This is a genomic window from Streptomyces deccanensis (assembly GCF_022385335.1).
Classification (GTDB): Bacteria; Actinomycetota; Actinomycetes; order Streptomycetales; family Streptomycetaceae; genus Streptomyces; species Streptomyces deccanensis.
Map to the genome: position 1 here is coordinate 4,854,167 of NZ_CP092431.1, position 19,586 is coordinate 4,873,752.

Below are 19,586 nucleotides of genomic sequence, written 5' to 3' on the forward strand. Positions count from 1 at the left end.
CCCCTTCTGAATTGACTCCCTCTCAACTATGTTCGTGTGTCGACGGGGTGTAGGGGGGATGCGTTCAAGAGGTTCGGTCGGTCGGGGCCGGTTCGGGTCTCCGAACGAAGGTGATCGGTGACCGCCGAGGACCTTGGACGCTCGTTCCGCCGCTCCGGCTTCCGATGACGGGGAGAGTCTCCGGGGGGAGACGTCATTACCGGGGGAACATGTATGCATATTCAGGAGTCCCATTGGTCGTCCGCGTCCACCATCGCACCCGGCGGTGCGATCGGCTCGGCGGGCGGCAACGGACGCGGTGACGGAGTGCGGTCCACTCCGCTCCGCGTGGACGCACAGCGCAACCTCGAGCACGTGCTGCGTGCGGCGCGCGAGGTCTTCGGCGAGCTGGGGTACGGCGCGCCGATGGAGGACGTGGCCCGCCGCGCGCGGGTCGGTGTCGGCACGGTGTACCGGCGCTTCCCGAGCAAGGACGTCCTGGTCCGACGGATAGCCGAGGAGGAGACGTCTCGGCTCACCGAACAGGCCAGGGTGGCGCTCGGGCAGGAGGAGGACCCGTGGCAGGCGCTGTCGCGGTTCCTGCGGACGTCGGTGGCCTCCGGTGCCGGGCGGCTGCTGCCGCCGCAGGTGCTGCGGGTCGGCGTCGCCGAGGACGGGCCCGACGCGGTCGGCGGCCTCGTCGCCGACGAGGCGCGGGTGCCGCAGCAGCGGATGCAGCCGACGGCCGAGCTGCGGCTGGTGTCGGCCGACTCGGGCGCGGGTGGTTCCGCCGCCGGCCTCGGTGGGCCGGCGGACGACGCCGGGGCCTCGGCCCTGCTCGAGGTCGTGGGGCAGTTGGTGGAGCGGGCTCGGGCCGCGGGTGAGCTTCGTCAGGACGTGACCGTGGCGGATGTGTTGCTCGTGATCGCCACGGGTGCGCCTTCGTTGCCGGACGCGGCGCAGCAGGCTGCGGCGTCGGCGCGGTTGCTGGACATTTTGTTGGAGGGGCTGCGGTCTCGGCCTGCCTGATCGTGGGCGGGGTTTCGTCCCAGGGGCGGCGCGGGGTGGATTTTTTCGCCCCCGCCGCCCCTACCCGTTCCCGTCCCCAGGGGCGCTGCCCCTTCGACCCCGGGGGTGCGTTGCGGGGTGCGTTGTCGGGTGCGGGTTCGGTGGGGGTTCTCGCGCAGTTCCCCGCGCCCCTGGAAGGCCTGCGGCCTTCAGGGTCCGCGCGCCCTGCGGGGAGCGGGCTCGGGGATCCCGTTACTCATTCGAGTGAATGCGTGGCCTGAGGTCTGCCAAGTCCGCTCGGACGAGTGGTATGCCCGTAGTGCTAGGGACTGAACAAAAGCCAATATGGCACGCTGCCCTGGTAATCGGGACTGGGTCGGCTGGCGGCGGGGGCTTCCGCGATGGGTGTTGACGGGCGGGACGAGTCGAAGTCGGCGGAGGGGGCGGAGGCAGCGGCGGAGGCCGAGCCTCAGGTGCCGAGGCAAGGGGGGCGCGGCGTTCCGGCGCAGTGGGACCGTTCCGACTCCGGTGTGCTGCCGCCGCGGGCGCCCTCCGACGCCGATCTGATCGCGTGGATGCGGTCCGGGGACGACTCGGCGTACGAGGAGCTGTACCGGCGGCACGCGCAGGCCGTGCGCCGGTACGCGCGGACCTGCTGCCGGGACGCCCACACGGCCGACGACCTGATGGCCGAGGTCTTCGCCCGGATGTTGCAGGCGGTCCGCGGGGGTTCCGGGCCGGAGCACGCCGTACGGGCCTATCTGCTGACCTCGGTCCGGCGGGTCGCCGCGACCTGGACGAGCTCCGCCAAGCGGGAGCAGCTGGTCGACGACTTCGCGGTGTTCGCGGCCCAGGCCTCGCGCGGGGCCGAGGGGTCGGACAGCGACACGCTGGACCTGGGGGCCGACGTGCGGGCGATGCACGAGGCCGAGCAGTCGATGGCGATGCAAGCCTTCCGTTCGCTGCCGGAGCGGTGGCAGGCCGTGCTCTGGCACACGGAGGTCGAGGACGAGTCGCCGAGCGAGGTCGCCGGCCTCTTCGGGCTGGACGCCAACGGCACCCGGGTGCTGGCCAGCCGGGCGCGGGAGGGGCTCAAACAGGCGTATCTGCAGGCCCATGTGAGCGCCGCGCTCGCGGGGAACTCGGCGGAGTGCGGGCGCTACGCCGACCGGCTCGGCGCGTACGCGCGCGGCAGCCTGCGGACCCGGGCCGAGCGGGGGCTGCGCGCCCATCTGGAGGAGTGTGCGGCGTGCCGGCTGGCCGCCGGGCAGATCAAGGAAGTCGCGAGCGGGATCCCCGCCGTCGTCCCCGTCGCGGTCATCGGGTGGTTCGGCGCGGCCGGGTACGCGAAGGTGGCCGCGCTCGTCGCCGGTGGCACGGGAGCGGGTGCGGCCGGGGTCGCGGGCGCCGCGGCCGCGGCGAGCGGGGGTTCCGGTGGCGCCGGGGCGGGCGGCGGGGCCGCCGCGGAGGGGCTCGGCGGGCCGGCGAAGGCCGGGATCGCGGTGAGTGTGGCGGGGATGGTCGCCGCGGCCGTGGCGCTCGCGCTGGCGAACGACGAGGTGAAACCCACGCAGCCGCCCGCCAAGCCGCCCGCCTCGCAGCCCGCCGAGGCCGCGCCGGAGCCGGATCCCCCGACGCCGCCGGAGGAGAGGCCCGCGCCGGGCGCGCCCGCGAGGGTGGTGCCGGCGTCCGGACCGCTGCCGTCACCGACCCCGACCCCGTCGCCTTCTCCCTCGCGGGCCGCGACTCCGGCTCCGTCCGCGAAGCCGACCCCCGCTCCCACGCCCACCCCCACGCCGACTCCCGCACCGCCGAAGCCGGCCCCCACGCCGCCCCCGGCACCCACTCCCCCGCCCCCGCCGCCTCCCCCGGCCGTCTACCGGTGGAACGAGCTGCGGTACGGCCTCCTCGGCGACGGCACCGAGCCCGAGATGCGGCTGGGCGAGAGCAGCTGGGTCTGGCAGCGGTACGGGATGTCGGTCGCCGGGAAGCGGTACGCGAACGGGGTGACCGTGCACGGGCGCTCCTCCGTGACCATCGACCTCAACCGCCGGTGCGCCTCGTACGACGCGCTCGTCGGCGTCGACGACCTGACGCACGGCCTGGGCCGGGTCTACTTCTCCGTCTACGGCGACGGGGTCCGGCTGTGGAAGTCCGGGCTGGTGCGGGGCGGGGATCCGGCGGTCCCGGTCCAGGTGAGCCTCAGCGGGCGGCGGACGGTACGCCTGGTCGTCGAGCCGCAGGGTCCCCACGACCTGGTGGTGCTGGCGGACTGGGCGGAGTCGTCGTTCAGGTGTGAGTGACGGCTCCCCCACCCGCCCACCGGGGACGGTTCCTCCCCCTACTTCGCCGTCACCGTGTCGCCGTACGCCGTCGCTCCGCTCGTCGTGGAGGTCGCGGTGGCCTTCCAGCGCCAGGTGCCCGAGGTGGTGGCGGTGACGGTGGTGCGGAGCTTGCCGCCCGCGTCGGTGGTGACCGTCTTGACCGTGGAGTACGTGGAGGTGCCGGACCGCTTGAACTGGAGGGCCACGGAGCGGCCGGCGTGCGGGACGTACGTGTTGGTGTTCCAGTCGGCCCGGGTCAGGGCGCCGGTGACGGTGAGTCTGCCGCCCTTGGCCACGGGCTCGGGGCCGGCCTGGGTGGTGGCGAGCTTGGCCAGGCGCTTCACCTGGATCTTGGCGCTCGTCTCCAGGTCGTAGAAGTCCTGGTCCTTGGCGACGGCCTCGGCGGTGAAGCGCCAGATGCCCGCCGAGCTGTTCCTGAGGTCGTAGTAGTCGGTGCGGTCGGCGTCCAGGGTGAACTTGAACACGCATCTCATGGTGGTGGACGAGGGTCTGGCGCAGTCGGCGCTGCGGGCGTGGATGATCCGGTCGTCGGAGCTGACGAGCTTGGCCCCGAGGATGCCGTTGATGCCCGACCCGTCCTTGGCCGTGGCGGCGACGCTGACCGTCTGGGCCGCGCTGACGCCGATGTTGAAGGTCTTCTGGTTGAAGTTCACCGAGGTGAAGACCGTGTCGCCCTTCGCGGTGTCCGCGTGGGCGGCGGCGGGGACGAGCAGCGAGAGCAGCGCCGAGGTGACGAGGGTGGCGACGGCCGCCGTACGTGTACGCATGGTTCTCCAGGCACGAGAGCTACGGCACCTCGGGTGCGCCGGGCGTCGGGGGGCGCGTACGTGCACGTGAGGTGCTGGGGGGTCGGACGTCTGTCCGATCCAGAGGAGACCATCGGCGGGTCCCCATGGTTGTACGCATCCGGATGCCGAGATTCCGCTACCTCTCCTGCCTCGACTGTCAGGCCCGTCGAGCCGTCGCCCCCGCGCCCAGGGCGCCGCGTTGGGGGGTGATGCCGGCCGGGACCGCGCGCTGTCTGGCCGGGGTGCCGGTCCAGCAGGTGCCTCGGCGGGAGAGGAGGCGGCGGAGCCAGAGTTCGAGGGCGACGAGGTCGGCGAGGCCGTCGAGCGGCAGGGGCTCGCCCTCGGCCGCGGCGCGCAGGGCCTTGCGGACCACTCGGGCCTCCACCAGGCCCGCCTGGGCGAGCAGGGGGGTGTCGAAGAGGGTGATCAGGGTGTCGGCGGCCGTACGCAGGCCGGTGCGGGCGGCCGCGGTGGACGTCGCGTGGGACGGGGCGCCCCAGCCGGGCGGGAGGTCGGTGACGCCGGCGCCCTCCAGGACCGTACGGAGTATGGCGGCGCGGGCGCCCGGCCGGACGCGCAGCGCCTCGGGGAGGGCGCGGCAGGCGCGGACGACCTGGTTGTCGAGGAAGGGCATGTGCAGGCGTTGGGAGCGGATCTCCGCCGCCTGTTCGAGGACCCTGAGGTCGGCCGCGTGGCGGGCCAGGGCCGCGCGGGCGCGGAAGTCGCCGGGGCGCTGGCCGGGGCCGACGGTGGAACGGCCGGTCGTCGCCCCCAGGCGAATCGATACTTCTGCCAGGGCCTCGCCCGTCAGCCAGCGGGCGGCCGGGCCCGGTCTGGCCCAGGTGAGCGCCGCCAGGGAGGCGCCCACCGCGCCTCCGGGCTCCTCGAAGCGGCGCTGCATCAGACGGGTGGCGAGGACCTCGACGCCGGAGCGGTACGGGGTGCGGGCCAGTTTCCGCGCGGCGCCGTAGACGCGGGCGGGGACCAGCACCGAGCCGTCGGCCTTGGCGAGGGCGGCGACCGGGCGGACCAGGTGACGGCGTTTGCGGTCCATGAGGAGGTCGGCGAGCCGGGCGGGGTGGGCGTCCAGGACCTGGCGGGCGCCGTAGCCGGTGAAGTGGTCGGCGCTGCCGGAGGCCAGGCGGGCGCGGTGGCGGGCGGCCGTCACCAGGGAGGGGCCCGGCTCGTCGGTGAGGGGGACGTCGAGGTCGGCGTACGGGAGGACCTCCTCGCCGCCGGTCACGACGACGTGGTGGAGCCGGGGGTTGGCGGCCAGGGTGCCCGCCCGTTCCAGTTCGGTCTCGCGGCCGGAGGTGGCCAGGTCGTTGAAGGTGACGGCGAGGAGACGCTCGCCGGCGCCGGTGCCGTGGCCGAGGACCGTGCCGGGGGCGCCGGGCAGTCCGGCGGCGAGCAGGGCCAGGGTGCCGGAGGCGGGGCCACCGGAGACGTCGGCTCCTATGCCGGGCACGGGCATGCCCCGGGCGGCGCGGCGCTCGGCGGGGCCCATGCCGGGCACCGGCCCGGGGTCGACGTCGGGCACGTGCCGGGGGGCCGAGAGGCGGACCCGTACGGACTCCACGAGGGCGTCACGGACGGCGTCCACCGCGCTGGCCGGGTCGGCGGAGGGCGCGGCGACGGCGAGGGAGGCCACCGGCTCGTAGCCGGCGATCTCCCGCGCCCCGGCGCGCAGGATCAGTGCGTGCCCCGGAGGAATGCGGCGCACGCCGTCGTACGGAGTGGAGTCGTGGAGGGCGTCCGGTACGTCGGGGGCGGCCAGCAGGGCGGCCAGATGCCCGAAGTCGAGGTTGGCCTCGACGAGGTCGGCGAGGGGCAGGGCTGCGGTCGCGTACGCCGTGCCGCCCGCCCAGGGGGTGTGGAAGACCGGGCGCGCGCCCGCGAGGTCGCCGCAGACGGTCACCCGGCGGCCGACCTGGACGACGGCGGTGTAGCTGCCGGGCCAGGCGGTGAGGTGGCGCAGCGCGCCGCCGCGGGCGGCGAACAGGCCGACGCGCAACTGCTCGTCGGAGGCGCCGCAGATCCCGAGGACGGCGATCCGCGTCTCGGCGTCGGCCTGCACGACCCGCACCTCGTCGGGGCGCCAGTCGCCGACGGCCCACAGCGGGTCGGGGCCGCCCCAGATCAGGTGCGAACCGACCGGGTGCACCGCCTCGCCGTCGGGTCCGGTGGCGCCGGCGGAGCCGTAGACGGGCGCGCCAGCGGCGGTACTGCTCCATCCCACCAACCACCGCATCGACGCCTCCACAGGCTGTGGACAACCGGTGCACCGTACGAACGGCACCCATGCTGCCACGAAGGAGGCCTGCCGGAGGGCGTGCGGCGCGGCTTGCGCACCGGTAAGTGCGCCCCTGGGGAGCCGTGAGCGCTCCCCCGTCACACCCTCAAGTCGCCCTTGAGAAGGGGCGGTCGACAAAGGAGGACCCCGGGTCTACGACGTGAATGCGCCCCCGGTACGCTCCCCCAAAACACCTAACGCGCCCTCAAGAGACGTGGTCGGGGCGGTATTCACCCCCGGCACCCACCGTCGATTTTCGGCCAAATCGGCCCCGAAGGGCGGAGTTCGCCCGCTCCCGCCTCGGCCCCCGATGGCGACGCAGCGTCAACGCACAGTCCGGGAGGCGGAGTTCGCCCCCCGGACCGGTCCGCCGCCCGCGGGGATGTAGGCGGCGGTGTCCCCCAGCCCACTGGATCCAGTACAGCGGGCCGACCCACGCACGACCATGGAACCGCTCCCCCGGTGGCCGGAGAAGAGCGCACGGACGGGCGCACGGCCACACAGCGGGAGCACGTGACAACACTCCGTATGGCGTCCGCACTCTCGTACGGACCACAATCCCGCCATCCGGATTTGGGCCCCTTAACGCTTGGGATGCGGCGAACTACGCTGGGTTTACGAATGCCGCGTGCCTATGCCGCCGCGGCAGCCGTCTGTTCGAGGGGTGGCGCAATGTCCAGGGAGCAACGCGGGCCGAACGAAAAGCTCGGCGCCGTTCTCGCCCTCGCGGGAATCAGCAACGCAGGACTCGCGCGTCGCGTCAACGATCTTGGCGCCCAACGCGGGTTGACACTTCGCTACGACAAGACCTCGGTGGCGCGGTGGGTCTCCAAGGGCATGGTCCCCCAGGGTGCCGCGCCGCATCTCATCGCGGCCGCGATCGGGCAGAAGCTCGGCCGCCCGGTGCCGCTCCACGAGATCGGCCTGGCGGACGCGGATCCCGCCCCCGAAGTGGGCCTCGCCTTCCCCCGTGACGTCGGACAGGCGGTGCGCGCGGCGACGGAGCTCTACCGCCTCGACCTCGCCGGCCGCCGCGCGGGCACCGGCGGCATCTGGCAGTCCCTCGCCGGCTCCTTCGCTGTGAGCGCGTACGCGACACCCGCGTCACGCTGGCTCATAACCCCGGCCGACAGTTCGGTGGCGCGCGAAGCGGGCTCCGTCGAGGGCTCCGGGTCGCCGCTGAAGGTCGGCCACAGCGATGTGCAGAAGTTGCGGGAGGCCGCCGAGGACGCCAGGCGCTGGGACTCCAAGTACGGAGGCGGCGACTGGCGTTCGTCGATGGTGCCGGAGTGCCTGCGGGTCGAGGCGGCGCCGCTGCTGCTCGGCTCGTACTCCGACGAGGTCGGCCGCGCCCTCTTCGGAGCCTCCGCCGAACTCACCCGCCTCGCAGGCTGGATGGCCTTTGACACGGGTCAACAGGAGGCGGCGCAGCGGTACTACATCCAGGCGCTGCGCCTGGCGCGGGCCGCGGCCGACGTACCGCTGGGCGGGTACGTCCTCGCGACGATGTCGCTGCAGGCGACCTACCGGGGCTTCGGGGACGAGGGCGTCGACCTCGCGCAGGCCGCGCTGGAGCGCAACCGGGGGCTCGCCACCGCGCGCACGATGAGCTTCTTCCGGCTCGTCGAGGCGCGGGCGCACGCCCGCGCGGGCGACGCGGCGGCCGCCGGGGCGGCCCTCAAGGCCGCCGAGGGGTGGCTGGAGCGGGCCCGGGACGGCGACCACGACCCGAGCTGGCTCGGGTTCTACGGCTACGACCGCTTCGCCGCGGACGCGGCCGAGTGCTACCGCGACCTCAAGGCGCCGCGTCAGGTGCGCCGCTTCACCGAGCAGGCGCTGTCGCGGCCGACGGAGGAGTTCGTACGCTCGCACGGGCTGCGGCTCGTCGTGTCGGCGGTCGCCGAGCTGGAGTCCGGCAATCTCGACGCGGCGTGCGAGCAGGGGGTGCGGGCGGTGGAGGTCGCGGGGCGCATCTCTTCGGCGCGCACGACCGAGTACGTGAAGGATCTGCTGCACCGACTGGAGCCGTACGGGGACGAGCCACGGGTCATCGAGCTGCGGGAGAGGGCGCGGCCGTTGTTGATGACACCGGCGTAGGTCTTGGGCGCCTGATCATCTGCCGGGTTTATGTGGTTTGTGCGAGTGCGGGTGCGTCGGGGCTGATCGCGCAGTTCCCCGCGCCCCTGAAGGGCGCGGCTCTGGGTGCCCGGCGACGAAGAACGTGATCGGCGTCATGCGGACGGCTTCCGGGTTTGAGGGCATTGTCAGTGGTGCAGTGCACTATCGGAGTCGGGAGGTGGGGCGCGTGCGGAGGCAGGGCGCTTACGACTGTGATGTGCTCGTCGTCGGCGGCGGGATCGTCGGGCTGTCCACGGCGTACGCGATCACGCGGGCGGCGCCGGGCACACGCGTCACCGTGCTGGAGAAGGAGCCGGGTCCGGCCCGGCACCAGACCGGGCGGAACAGCGGCGTCATCCACAGCGGGATCTACTACCGGCCGGGGTCGCTGAAGGCGCGATACGCGGTCAAGGGCGCCGCCGAGATGGTGAAGTTCTGCGCCGAGTACGGCATCGACCACGCCGTCACCGGGAAGCTGATCGTCGCCACGGAGCGGTCGGAGCTGCCCCGGCTGCACGCGCTGGTGCAGCGCGGCCGGGAGAACGGGATTCCGGTGCGGGAGCTGGGCGCCACCCAGATCGCCGAGTACGAGCCGGAGGTGCGCGGGCTCGCGGCCATACAGGTCGGCACCACCGGGATCTGCGACTTCGTGGGCGTCGCCCGGCAGCTCGCCCGCGCGTCCGGCGCCGAGATCCGCTACGGCGCCGAGGTCGAGCGGATCGACCGGCGGGCGTCGCTGGGGGTCGCCGTGCGGGTGCGGGGCGGTGACGTCGTACGGGGGCGGGTGCTGGTGAACTGCGCCGGGCTGCACTGCGACGAGGTGGCCCGGATGACCGGGGACGAGCCCGGGATGCGGATCGTGCCCTTCCGGGGGGAGTACTACGAGCTGGCGCGGCCCGAGCTGGTCCGTGGACTCGTGTATCCGGTGCCCGACCCCGCGTTCCCGTTCCTCGGGGTGCATCTGACCCGGGGGATCGACGGAGGCGTCCACATCGGGCCCAACGCCGTGCCCGCGCTGGCCCGCGAGGGGTACGGGTGGGGGACCGTACGACCCCGGGAGCTGGGGGCGACGCTGGCGTGGCCCGGGTCCTGGCGGATAGCGCGGCGGCACTGGCGGTACGGGGCCGGGGAGCTGCGGCGGTCCGTGTCCAAGAAGGCGTTCACCGGGGCGGTGCGGCGGCTGTTGCCCGCGGTCTCGGAGGGTGATCTCGTGCCGGCCGCGGCCGGGGTGCGGGCGCAGGCCGTGCTGCGGGACGGGACGCTGGTGGACGACTTCCTGATCAGGGAGGGAGCGCGGGCGGTACACGTACTGAACGCGCCTTCGCCCGCGGCCACGGCTTCACTGCCGATCGGGCGTGAGGTGGGGAGACGGGCGCTGGCGGCGCTGGCCGGGACGTGACGTGCGTCCGGGGCACGGGCGTTGGCGGCATTGGCCGGGACGTGAGGTGCGTCCGGGGCACGGGCGTTGGCGGCATTGGCCGGGGCATGAGGTGCGTCCGGGGGCACGGAGGTGGGAGCCGCTTCGGTCGGGGGTCGTAAAATTGTGGGACTGTGTCTGACTCCATCGATGCCCCCGAGCCCCGCACCCCCGGTGCCTCCCTTCGGCACACCCGGCCCAAGGGGGAGCCTCGGTTTCCCGACGGGCCCAAGGCGGATCCCGCCGGGTCGCACTTCGAGCGGCGGATCCGGAGCTTCCAGCCGCGGCGGAGCCGGGTGACGGCCGGGCAGGCGGACGCCCTGCAGCGGCTGTGGCCCAAGTGGGGGCTCGACATCGACGGGCGGGACCTGGACCTCGTCGAGCTGTTCGGGAACGACCGGCCCGTCGTGCTGGAGATCGGCTTCGGGATGGGCGAGGCGACCGCGCGGATGGCCGCCGCCGACCCCGAGACCAACGTCCTCGCCGTGGATGTGCACACCCCGGGCCAGGGCAACCTGCTGAACCTCGCGGACCAGAGCGGGCTGTCCAACGTCCGGGTCGCCAACGGCGACGCGATCATCCTGCTGCGGGAGATGCTCCCGCCCGACTCCCTGGACGGGCTGCGCGTCTATTTCCCCGACCCCTGGCCCAAGAAGCGGCACCACAAGCGGCGGCTCATCCAACCGGAATTCCTCACGCTCGTCGCGTCCCGGCTCAGGCCGGGGGCGATCGTACACTGCGCGACGGACTGGGAGCCGTACGCCGAGCAGATGCTGGACGTGCTCACCGCGCACCCCGACTTCGAGAACACCCGGGCCGACGGCGGGTTCGCGCCACGTCCCGCCTTCCGGCCGCTGACCCGTTTCGAGGGGCAGGGACTGGACAAGGGTCATGTGGTGAACGATCTGCTCTTCCGCCGCGTACAGCAGCGTGAGCAGGAGCGGAACCCGAAGCGGAAGCAGGAGCAGAAGCAGAAGCCGCAGTCCGAACTGCCCCCCACAGGCGCCTGACGACTTGCCTTCACCGCCCGGCGGGGCGTACCACGCGCCGTCGCGGGCGGCGCCCGTCCCTCGTTAGGGTCAATGCAATGGCCACCAGTTCCCCCTACCCGACGCACCCCAGCGGCCCCACCGGTGGGTATGTGTTCAGGCCCACCCGCTGGTGGCAGCGGAAGGGCGTCAGATACGGGGCGCTGATAGGACTGCTCGCGGTCTCCGGGCTCGTCATCCTCGCGCTCGTCCGGGAACAGACCGGCACGGAGGGCTTTCTCGTCGGGCTGGGGCTCGCGGTGCTGCCCGTGCCCCTGCTCATGGCGGCGTTCCGGTGGCTGGACCGGGTGGAGCCCGGGCCCTGGCGGAACCTGGTGTTCGCGTTCGCCTGGGGGGCGTGTGCGGCGGCGCTGATAGCCATCGTGGCGAACAGCTTCGCGACGCGGTGGATAGCGACGGCCACGGCCGATCCCTCGCACGCCGACACCCTGGGTGCCACCGTCATAGCTCCCGTGGTCGAGGAGACCGCCAAGGCCGCCGCCGTCTTACTCGTGTTCCTGTTCAGGAGACGGGACTTCACCGGGGTCGTGGACGGGGTGGTGATCGCCGGCTTCACCGCGACGGGGTTCGCCTTCACCGAGAACATCCTGTACCTGGGGACCGCCTTCGGGACGGACCAGCTCAGCGGCGGGAGCGGCCTCGCGTCGGTCACCGCGGCCACGTTCTTCGTACGGGTGATCATGTCGCCGTTCGCGCATCCCCTGTTCACCGTGCTGACGGGGATCGGGTTCGGGGTGGCGGCGTTCTCCGCGGAGTGGCAGCGGGGGCGGCGGGTGCTGGTGCCCATGGGCGGGTTGCTGCTCGCCATGGGGATGCACTCGGTCTGGAACGGGTCGGCGACGTTCGGGGAGTACGGGTTCTTCGCGGTGTACGCGGCGTTCATGGTGCCGGCGTTCGGGTTGCTGACGTGGTGGGTGATCTGGGCTCGGCAGCGGGAGTTGCGGACCGTGCGGGAGGGGTTGCCGGCGTATGCGGCGGCGGGGTGGCTGACGCCGGTCGAGCCGTATGTCCTGGGGTCGATGCGGGGGCGGCGGGTGGCCCGGGAGTACGCGGCGCACCACTTCGGGAAGGCGGGGGCCCGGTCGATCGCGGAGTACGAGGTGTACGCGACGAAGCTGGCCTTCCACCGGTACCGGGGGTTGCGGGGGCGGGCCGGGGGTGACTTCGCGCTGCGGGAGCGGGAGTTGCTGTTCGAGCTGTGGCGCAGGCGGGAGCTGGCTCGGCCGGCCATGGCGTATGCGGGGCGCGAGGTCGGGGCGAAGTACGGCTACGGGGGCGGGCCCGGGTACGGGTACGGGAATGGGTACGGGTCTGGGGCGTTCGGGGCGGCGTACTTGCAGCCCGTGACCTACGGGGTGCCGTCGTATCCCGCGCACAACCCCTATCGGTACTAGCGCTGCGCCTGTCGGGGGCGGGGCCGCGCCGGTGCGGCACGCCCGTCGCTTGGTGCCCTACGGCCCGGGGGTGGATCGGCGGGACTTCTCTGGGCCGCTGTATGCGACGGGCGTACCGCACCGGCACGGCCCCTTCCGTCGGTCGGCGGGCGGGCGAGCGTCGGGGCGCTGTGTGGTCGCTCGCTCCGCGCCCCGTGCTGGTTCGTGCGGGTCTACGCCGACGCCTCGGTCAGGCGAGTCAGTTCCTCGGGGGTGAGGGTGAGGTCGGCGACGGCCAGGAGGGCGGGGAGTTGGTCCAGGGAGCGGGCTGAGGCGATCGGGGCCGCGACGGTCGGCTGGGCTGCCAGCCAGGCGAGGGCGACGGTGGCGTGGGCGGCGCCGCGGGCCTCGGCGATGTCGTCGAGGGCGGCGAGGACACGGGGGCCGGCCGGGGTGTCGAGGTAGGCGCCGGCGCCCGCGGCCCGGGGGCTGTCGACCGTCGTGCCGGGGCGGTACTTGCCCGTGAGGAAGCCCTTGGCGAGGGCGAAGTACGGGACGGCGGAGAGGCCGGCTTCGGCGGCGACGGCCTGGAGCGGGCCCTCGTAGGTGTCCCGGGAGACCAGGTTGTAGTGGGGCTGGAGCGCCACGTAGCGCGCCAGGCCCTCGGCGGCCGCGAAGTCCAGGGAGGCCTTCAGGCGTTCGGGGCTGATGTTGGAGGCGGCCGTCGCGCGGACCTTGCCGGCCTTCACCAGGTCGTCGAGGGCGGTGACGATCTCCTCGACGGGGACCTCGGGCTTGTCGAAGTGGGTGTAGTAGAGGTCGATGTGGTCCGTGCCGAGGCGGGCCAGGGACGCGTCGGCGGCGGCCTTGATGTTGGCCGCCGTCAGGCCCTGGTACTGGGGGTGCTGGCTCACCTTGGTCGCGATGACCACGTCGTCGCGGTTGCCCCGGGACCTGATCCAGTTCCCGATGATCCGCTCGGACTCGCCGCCCTCGTTGCCCTCGACCCAGGACGAGTACGAGTCGGCCGTGTCGATGAAGTTGCCGCCGGCCGCCGTGTAGGTGTCGAGGACGGCGAAGGACTGTGCCTCGTCCGCCGTCCAGCCGAAGACGTTGCCGCCGAGGGCGAGCGGGAAGACCTCGATGTCGGACGTGCCGAGCCTGCGAAGAGAAGTCATGTCCGACGTCAACCAGTGGACCGGACGCCCGCATTCCCCATCCGTGCCGAGGCAGGACGAACGCCGCGTGGGCCCGGGGGCCTACGCGGCGTCGCTGTGCTGTGCGGGGTGGCGGCGGGCTACGGGGTCAGGCCCTTGCTGCGGAGCCAGGCCGCCGGGTCGATGCCGCTGCTGGAGCCGCCGGGGTGGACCTCCATGTGGAGGTGGGCGCCCGTGACGTTGCCGGTGGCACCGACGCGGCCGATGACGTCGCCGGTGGTGACCTTCTGGCCGACGCTGACGCCGATGGAGGACTGGTGGGCGTACCAGATCTCGGTGCCGTCATCGAGGGTGAGGACGGTCTTGTAGCCGTAGGAGCCCTCGTAGCCGGCCTGCGTGATGGTGCCGCTGCCGACGGCCTTGATCAGGGTGCCGGTGGGGGCCGCGAAGTCGAGGCCCGTGTGGTAGCCGGAGGACCAGTACGGGCCGGCCTGACCGAAGCTGGAGGTGAGGGTGTACGAGGAGGTGGGAAGCGTGAACTGCTTGGCCAGGGCGGCGAGACGCTCGGCTTCCTTCTTCTCCGCGGCCTCCTGCTCCGCCTTCTTCTTGGCGGCGGCCTCCTTGGCCTCGGCTTCCCTCTTCTCCTGGGCGGCCTGCTCGGCGGCCTTGTCCGCGGCGGCGGTCTGCGCGGCCTCGGCGGCGGCCTTGTCGAAGGCGTCCTGCTGGGACTCGGCCTGCGCCATGATGCGGGCGCGCAGCGCCTCGCCGGCGTCCGCGGTGCCCTGTTCGGTCTCGGCGGCGGTCAGACCGGCGCTGCTGAGCGGGGTCTTGGAGGCCTCGGGCTCCGGCTCGTCGGCCTCGTCCTCGAAGACCGAGCCGACGTTCGGCATGTCGGGCAGCGATATGGAGACCGGGGCCTTGCCGGACTGCGCGCTGGCCATCCCGGCACCGCTGACGGCGGCTATGACACCGACGCCGAGCACCGTGGAGCTACGGGCAAGTCCGTTACGGGCGAGTACGCCGCTCTTCTTGGCGACGCGGTGCCGGCCGCGAACGGGACGCAGGGTGTCCTCGCTGGGGTTCCACTCCTGCCAGGGGCCCTCGTTGTCGCTGTTGTAGCTGCCGTAGCCGAACGTCTGGCTCTCGCCGTCGCGTTGGGTCGGCACGAACGGGGCTTCGGTCGCGGACCGGTTCGACGCCACGTAGGCGTACTCCTTCCTTCCTTCTCGCCTACCGGGTTAGCTGACGGGTTCGGAGCAGGAAGGTCTCCTACGCGCGTAAACCGGTCGTGCGTACTGCCACGGCGGTTTCCGTGCGATTCACCCCAGGGTGGTGGTTCCCCGGTTCCCTTGCGGGATTCGACGCGTGAGCACGGAGCCGTCTCTTGTGACGGCTGGGACGACCGCGCTGCGTTATCGAACGTTAATAGACGCGAGTACTCCATTCCAAGCTGTTCTGAATGATCGTTCCGGCTTTCGCGCTGGACTTTACGGGTCATGAGGGGGTGAAAACGGGCGAGTTGACCTTGACCGGCGAGTAACAGTCGGGCTGATACGGCGTCAGTTCTTATACGGAGGACGGTGAGACGGACACGTTCGGTGACATCGACCGTCCGCCCGCGATGACGTCGGCGTCTCAGGGGCGGCGGACCGCCAGGAGCGCCATGTCGTCCGTGGTGCGGTCACCCGTGTGCCGGCGCACCTCCTCCGCGAGAGTCGTCAGCAGGGCGCGCGGGGCGGTGAAGGTACGGCCGGAGAGGCGCGCGGCCGGGTCGTAGAAGACCCCGTGCGCGTCCCGCGCCTCGGAGAGGCCGTCGGTGTAGAAGAGCAGCGTGGCTCCGGCCGGGAACCCGGTCTCCTCCGCGCGGTCGGGCCAGGTGCCCAGGTCGTCCATGCCGAGGGGCAGCGCGGGCCGCTGGGCGTCCAGGGTGCACAGCGTGCCGTCGGCGAGCAGCAGCAGGGGCGAGGGGTGGCCCCGGTTGACGATCCGGGCGCGGCCCGCGCCGTGCGGGAACTCCGCGAGCACCGCCGTCACGAACCCCTCGTGCTCCACCGCCGCGTCCCGGCGCGCGGCCTCCCGCCGCGTCCCCTCCCTGGCCAGCGCCCGTTCCAGCCGCTGCGCCACCGCTTCGAGCGTCGCCTCCTGTTCGGCCGCCTCCCGGAACGCCCCGATCAGCACCGCCACCGCCGACACCGCCCCGAGCCCCTTGCCGCGTACGTCACCCACGATCAGCCGTACGCCGTGGGGCGAGTCCTGCACCGCGTACAGATCGCCGCCGATCGACGCCCCGGCCTGCGCGGCCTCGTACCGCGCGGCGATCTCCAGCCCGCCGATCCGCTCCTGCGGCACGGGCAGTACGGCCCGCTGCGCCGCCTCGGCGATCTCCCGGGCGGTGGCGAGCCGGGCGTCGCTGCGGCGCACGAGGCGGTTGATGAGGACGGCCAGCACGGCGACGGTGGCCACCGTGGCGATCTCGGTGAGCGCGTCCACATGGCCCGCGTCGTCGTAGTGGAGGCGTACGGCGGTGATGCCGGCCACCGACGCGACGCCGACGACCACCGTGCCGAACAGCGTGAAGAGCGGGGCCGTCACCAAGGGCGCGGCGGTGAAGAAGGGGACCGCGGTGAACTCGCGCGGGGTGAAGTGGTCGTAGAAGAGGCCGACGGCGAGCAGCAGCAAGGGAAGGAGGCGGGCGAGCGTACGGGCGTACGAGAACCGCCGCCCACCCGGCTCCCGCATGACCTCCGCGCCCTCTCGCTGCCCCACGGATACAGGGTTTCCGGGGGTGGGCGGCGGGGCTAGTCGGCGGGGCCGAGTGGGCTAGGGAACCGGATGACGGAGGGGTGCGGGTGGGGGTTCGGGTGGAGTGCGGGTGGGGGCCTGAATGGGGGTCCAGGTGGGGGTTCAGCCCGCTGAGAGGCCCGTCAGGCCCGTCGCGCCCGTCAGCTCGTGCAGGGGGAGGGTGTGCTGGGTCTGGAGGACCTTCGCGCGGAGGTAGCGGACGTTGTGGGCGGTGGTGAAGACGCCCGTGGGGACGCGGTCGCGCACGCGCACGCCGAGGTCGCGCAGCTGCTGGGCCTTGTCGGGGTTGTTGGAGAGCAGGTCGAGCTCGTCGATGCCGAGGGCGCCCAGCATCTGGGCCGCCGCCGTGTAGTCCCGGGCGTCCTCCGGCAGGCCGAGCGCCGCGTTCGCCTCGTAGGTGTCGAGGCCCTGGTCCTGGAGGGCGTACGCGTCGAGCTTGTTGTAGAGGCCGATGCCCCGGCCCTCCTGGCGGAGGTAGAGGAGGACGCCACCCCGGTCGGCGATCCGCTCCACCGCCTCGCGCAGCTGCGGGCCGCAGTCGCAGCGGGCCGAGCCGAACACGTCGCCGGTCAGGCACTCGGAGTGCAGTCGCACCAGCGGGGCCGTGCCGGGGGCGGGGTCGCCGAGGACGATCGCCAGGTGCTCCCGGCCGTCGACGAGGTCGTGGAAGGTGACCATCTCGGCGTCGACGCCGTAGCCGTCCTGGAAACGCAGCGGTACCCGGACGCGGGCACGCGGGGTGGCAGCGGGAAAGTCGGGCATGCGGGTTCTCCGGTCCTGGTGCGGGGTGTCGCTGTGCTTCAGTTTTGAAGCACAGCGCTCGCAGCGACTCTAACCCGTGCTTCAAATTTCAAGCAACCGCATTGGGGATACGTCACATTCCCGTCACGCGCGATCCGGTCCGTCCCGCAGGGTTCCGCCGTCCGTCCCGCACGGCCCCGCTCGTCCGTCACACCCGGTCCCGCTCGTCCGTCACACGTGGTCGCGCTCGTCCTGCTGGGTCGACGTACACGCGCGGCGGCGCCACGGGAGGTCGTCCGAGGCGGGGGTCGTGCGGGGGTCCCCGCCCTGGATCGCCGTCGCGATGGCCGCGCAGATCTCCTCGAACTGGCCGATCTGCTCGGGACTGAGATGGTCGAAGACGGCCCGGCGAACCGTCTCCACATGCCCCGGCGCCGTGCGCTCCAGCAGGGCCATGCCCTCGTCCGTGAGCACGGCGACACTGCCGCGCTTGTCCCACTGGCACTCCTCGCGCCGGACCACGCCGTCCTTCTCCAGCCTGGTCACGACGTACGTCAACCGGCTGCGCGTGATCTTCAGACGCTCGGCGAGCTCGGTCATCCGCATCCGGCGCTCGGGCGCTTCGGAGAGGGCGGAGAGCACGGAGTAGTAGAGGTGCGGCAGGCCGGCCTCCTGCTGGAGCTGCCGATCGAGCGCGTCCTCCAGGAGGGAACTCGCGGCCACGTAGGCACGCCAGGCACGCTGTTCGTCGGGGGTGAGCCAGCGGGTCATACGTACAGTGTAGTTATTGTTTAAAACTTGAACCAAGGGAGCGCGTCCATGCCCCAGCCCTACGTCCTGCTGTCCGCCGCCGTCTCCCTCGACGGCTTCCTGGACGACACGGGGCCCGAGCGGCTGCTGCTCTCCGGCCCGGCCGACTTCGACCGGGTCGACGAGGTGCGCGCGGCCAGCGACGCCATCCTGATCGGCGCCGGCACCCTGCGCACCGACAACCCCCGGCTGCTGGTCAACTCCCCCGAGCGACGCGCGGCCCGGGTCGCCGCCGGGCTCCCGGAGTACCCGCTGAAGGTCACGGTCAGCGCGTCCGGCGAACTCGACCCCGCGGCCCAGTTCTGGCACACCGGCGGCGAGAAGGTCGTGTACACGACCGACAAGGGCGCGGAGCGGCTGCGGGGGCTGGGCCTGCCGACCGGACCGAACGGGGTGGCCGTCGTCTCCGTCGGCCCGGAGCTGGAGTGGACGGCCGTCCTCGACCACCTCGGGGACGTACGCGGTGTCCGCCGCCTCATGGTGGAGGGCGGCGGCCGGGTCCACACCCAGCTCCTCCAGCAGGGCCTCGCGGACGAGGTGCAGCTGGCTGTCGCACCGCTCTTCGTGGGCGAGGCGGACGCGCCGCGACTGTTCGGGACGGGTACCTACCCCGGAGGGCCGAAGAGCCGGCTGCGGCTGCTGGAGACCCGGCCGGTCGGCGACGTCGTCCTCATCCGCTACGCCCCCACCGTCCCCGGCACCGGCCCGGCCGCCTCCCCCGCCGACCGGCACTGGCTCGACCTCGCCTGCACCCTGGCCGCCGCGTGCCCGCCCTCGCGGACCGCGTTCAGCGTGGGGGCGGTCGTGGTCGCGGCGGACGGTACGGAACTGGCCCGCGGCCACTCCCGCGAGGGTGACGACCCCGTGGTCCACGCCGAGGAGGCCGCCCTCGCCAAGCTCGACCCCGCGGACCCGCGCCTGGCCACCGCCACGGTCTACAGCAGCCTCGAACCGTGCGCCCGCCGCGCCTCCCGGCCCGCGCCCTGCGCCCGGCTCGTCCTCGACGCGGGCGTCCGCCGCGTCGTCACGGCCTGGCGCGAACCGGACACGTTCGTCGAGAACGCGGCCGCGGGCAACGCACTGCTGTCGGCGGAGGGCGCCGAGGTGGTGGTGCTCCCGGAGTACGAGGATCGCGCGAAGGCGCCGAACCGGCATTTGGTGGGGTGAGGCGGAGGGTGCCGCGACGGGCGGGGTGAGCCGGGAAGGCTCCCGCGCGGGGTGGGTGACCGAGGGACCGTCGCGCGGGTGGGGTGAGCGGGAGGCAGCCGGCCGAGCCGAGAGCTCGCGGAAGGGCCGCCGCGACGGGGGTTCTCGGGGGCCGCCGTGACGGGGCATCGGGGGCGCCACGACGGGCCGTACGGGGAGTCGCCACGAGGGTGGCTGTGCGCGGGCCGCAGCGGCGGAGGGCCTGCGTGCAGGGGGCGCGGCTGAACGTACGACCGTCGCGACCCGGGGGGCCGAACGACCGACCGGCGCGCTCTCGTGGCTGCGCCCGGCCGTTCCGTGGTGGGCGGTGAATGGCGGTCGCCGGTTATCCGTGTGCTGGGTGTCCTGCGGATGGCGTACACTGGTTTCAACGACGCGGGGTGGAGCAGCTCGGTAGCTCGCTGGGCTCATAACCCAGAGGTCGCAGGTTCAAATCCTGTCCCCGCTACTGAAGGCCCGGGGCCGGAATCCGACAAGGATTCCGGCCCCGGGTTTTTGTC

Annotated in this window: 14 protein-coding genes, 1 tRNA gene and 1 riboswitch; of the genes, 8 read left to right on the plus strand and 7 right to left on the minus strand. The window is 73.0% G+C overall.

Going from position 1 to position 19,586, the window contains the following annotated elements; all coding sequences use genetic code 11:
* Positions 1–213: 213 nt before the first annotated feature.
* Together L3078_RS21645 and L3078_RS21650 are read left to right on the plus strand one after the other, a co-directional pair.
* Positions 214–1,008, plus strand: coding sequence for a TetR/AcrR family transcriptional regulator (locus tag L3078_RS21645; RefSeq protein ID WP_239755654.1), 795 nt, complete (start codon positions 214–216; stop codon positions 1,006–1,008).
* A gap of 380 nt (positions 1,009–1,388) precedes the next feature.
* The gene (locus tag L3078_RS21650) at positions 1,389–3,290 is read left to right on the plus strand and encodes a sigma-70 family RNA polymerase sigma factor (RefSeq protein WP_239755655.1); all 1,902 of its coding nucleotides are present in this window, start codon (positions 1,389–1,391) and stop codon (positions 3,288–3,290) included.
* A 38-nt stretch (positions 3,291–3,328) separates the two neighbouring features.
* Here L3078_RS21650 and L3078_RS21655 read toward each other — a convergent pair whose 3' ends face one another.
* Positions 3,329–4,099: a calcium-binding protein gene (locus tag L3078_RS21655; protein WP_239755656.1), complete on the minus strand. Its 771-nt coding sequence runs from the start codon at positions 4,097–4,099 to the stop codon at positions 3,329–3,331.
* Between the two features lie 178 nt (positions 4,100–4,277).
* Positions 4,278–6,371 carry an asparagine synthase-related protein gene (locus L3078_RS21660; RefSeq protein ID WP_239755657.1) on the minus strand — a complete coding sequence of 698 codons (2,094 nt, stop codon included), beginning with the start codon at positions 6,369–6,371 and terminating at the stop codon, positions 4,278–4,280.
* Positions 6,372–7,085: 714 nt separating this feature from the next.
* Between L3078_RS21660 and L3078_RS21665 the strand changes: the two genes are divergently transcribed.
* From L3078_RS21665 to L3078_RS21680, 4 genes are all read left to right on the plus strand, one after another.
* The gene (locus tag L3078_RS21665; RefSeq protein WP_184892229.1) at positions 7,086–8,510 is read left to right on the plus strand and encodes an NsdA family TPR-like regulatory protein; all 1,425 of its coding nucleotides are present in this window, start codon (positions 7,086–7,088) and stop codon (positions 8,508–8,510) included.
* A 208-nt stretch (positions 8,511–8,718) separates the two neighbouring features.
* Positions 8,719–9,930, plus strand: a complete 1,212-nt coding sequence (gene lhgO / locus L3078_RS21670) for an L-2-hydroxyglutarate oxidase (RefSeq protein ID WP_239755658.1) — start codon at positions 8,719–8,721, stop codon at positions 9,928–9,930.
* A gap of 152 nt (positions 9,931–10,082) precedes the next feature.
* A complete protein-coding gene (gene trmB / locus L3078_RS21675; protein ID WP_239755659.1) occupies positions 10,083–10,958 on the plus strand; it encodes a tRNA (guanosine(46)-N7)-methyltransferase TrmB in 876 nt (291 codons plus the stop codon).
* 77 nt (positions 10,959–11,035) lie between these two features.
* Complete coding sequence (locus tag L3078_RS21680; protein WP_239755660.1) at positions 11,036–12,391, plus strand: PrsW family intramembrane metalloprotease; 1,356 nt, start codon at positions 11,036–11,038, stop codon at positions 12,389–12,391.
* Positions 12,392–12,603: 212 nt separating this feature from the next.
* Here L3078_RS21680 and L3078_RS21685 read toward each other — a convergent pair whose 3' ends face one another.
* From L3078_RS21685 to L3078_RS21705, 5 genes are all read right to left on the minus strand, one after another.
* The gene (locus tag L3078_RS21685) at positions 12,604–13,548 is read right to left on the minus strand and encodes an aldo/keto reductase (protein ID WP_239755661.1); all 945 of its coding nucleotides are present in this window, start codon (positions 13,546–13,548) and stop codon (positions 12,604–12,606) included.
* A gap of 119 nt (positions 13,549–13,667) precedes the next feature.
* Positions 13,668–14,729: a M23 family metallopeptidase gene (locus L3078_RS21690; RefSeq protein WP_239755662.1), complete on the minus strand. Its 1,062-nt coding sequence runs from the start codon at positions 14,727–14,729 to the stop codon at positions 13,668–13,670.
* A gap of 10 nt (positions 14,730–14,739) precedes the next feature.
* Positions 14,740–14,901: riboswitch (cyclic di-AMP (ydaO/yuaA leader) on the minus strand.
* Positions 14,902–15,162: 261 nt separating this feature from the next.
* Positions 15,163–16,266 (minus strand): PP2C family protein-serine/threonine phosphatase, encoded by a 1,104-nt coding sequence (locus L3078_RS21695; RefSeq protein WP_239760407.1) that lies wholly within the window; start codon positions 16,264–16,266, stop codon positions 15,163–15,165.
* Between the two features lie 165 nt (positions 16,267–16,431).
* Positions 16,432–17,091 (minus strand): GTP cyclohydrolase II, encoded by a 660-nt coding sequence (locus L3078_RS21700; protein WP_239755663.1) that lies wholly within the window; start codon positions 17,089–17,091, stop codon positions 16,432–16,434.
* Between the two features lie 210 nt (positions 17,092–17,301).
* Entirely contained in the window at positions 17,302–17,841 is a 540-nt protein-coding gene (locus tag L3078_RS21705) for a MarR family winged helix-turn-helix transcriptional regulator (protein ID WP_239755664.1), read from the minus strand.
* A gap of 48 nt (positions 17,842–17,889) precedes the next feature.
* Between L3078_RS21705 and L3078_RS21710 the strand changes: the two genes are divergently transcribed.
* Positions 17,890–19,047: a dihydrofolate reductase family protein gene (locus tag L3078_RS21710; protein ID WP_239755665.1), complete on the plus strand. Its 1,158-nt coding sequence runs from the start codon at positions 17,890–17,892 to the stop codon at positions 19,045–19,047.
* Between the two features lie 413 nt (positions 19,048–19,460).
* Positions 19,461–19,534, plus strand: a tRNA-Met gene (locus tag L3078_RS21715).
* Positions 19,535–19,586: the final 52 nt, after the last annotated feature.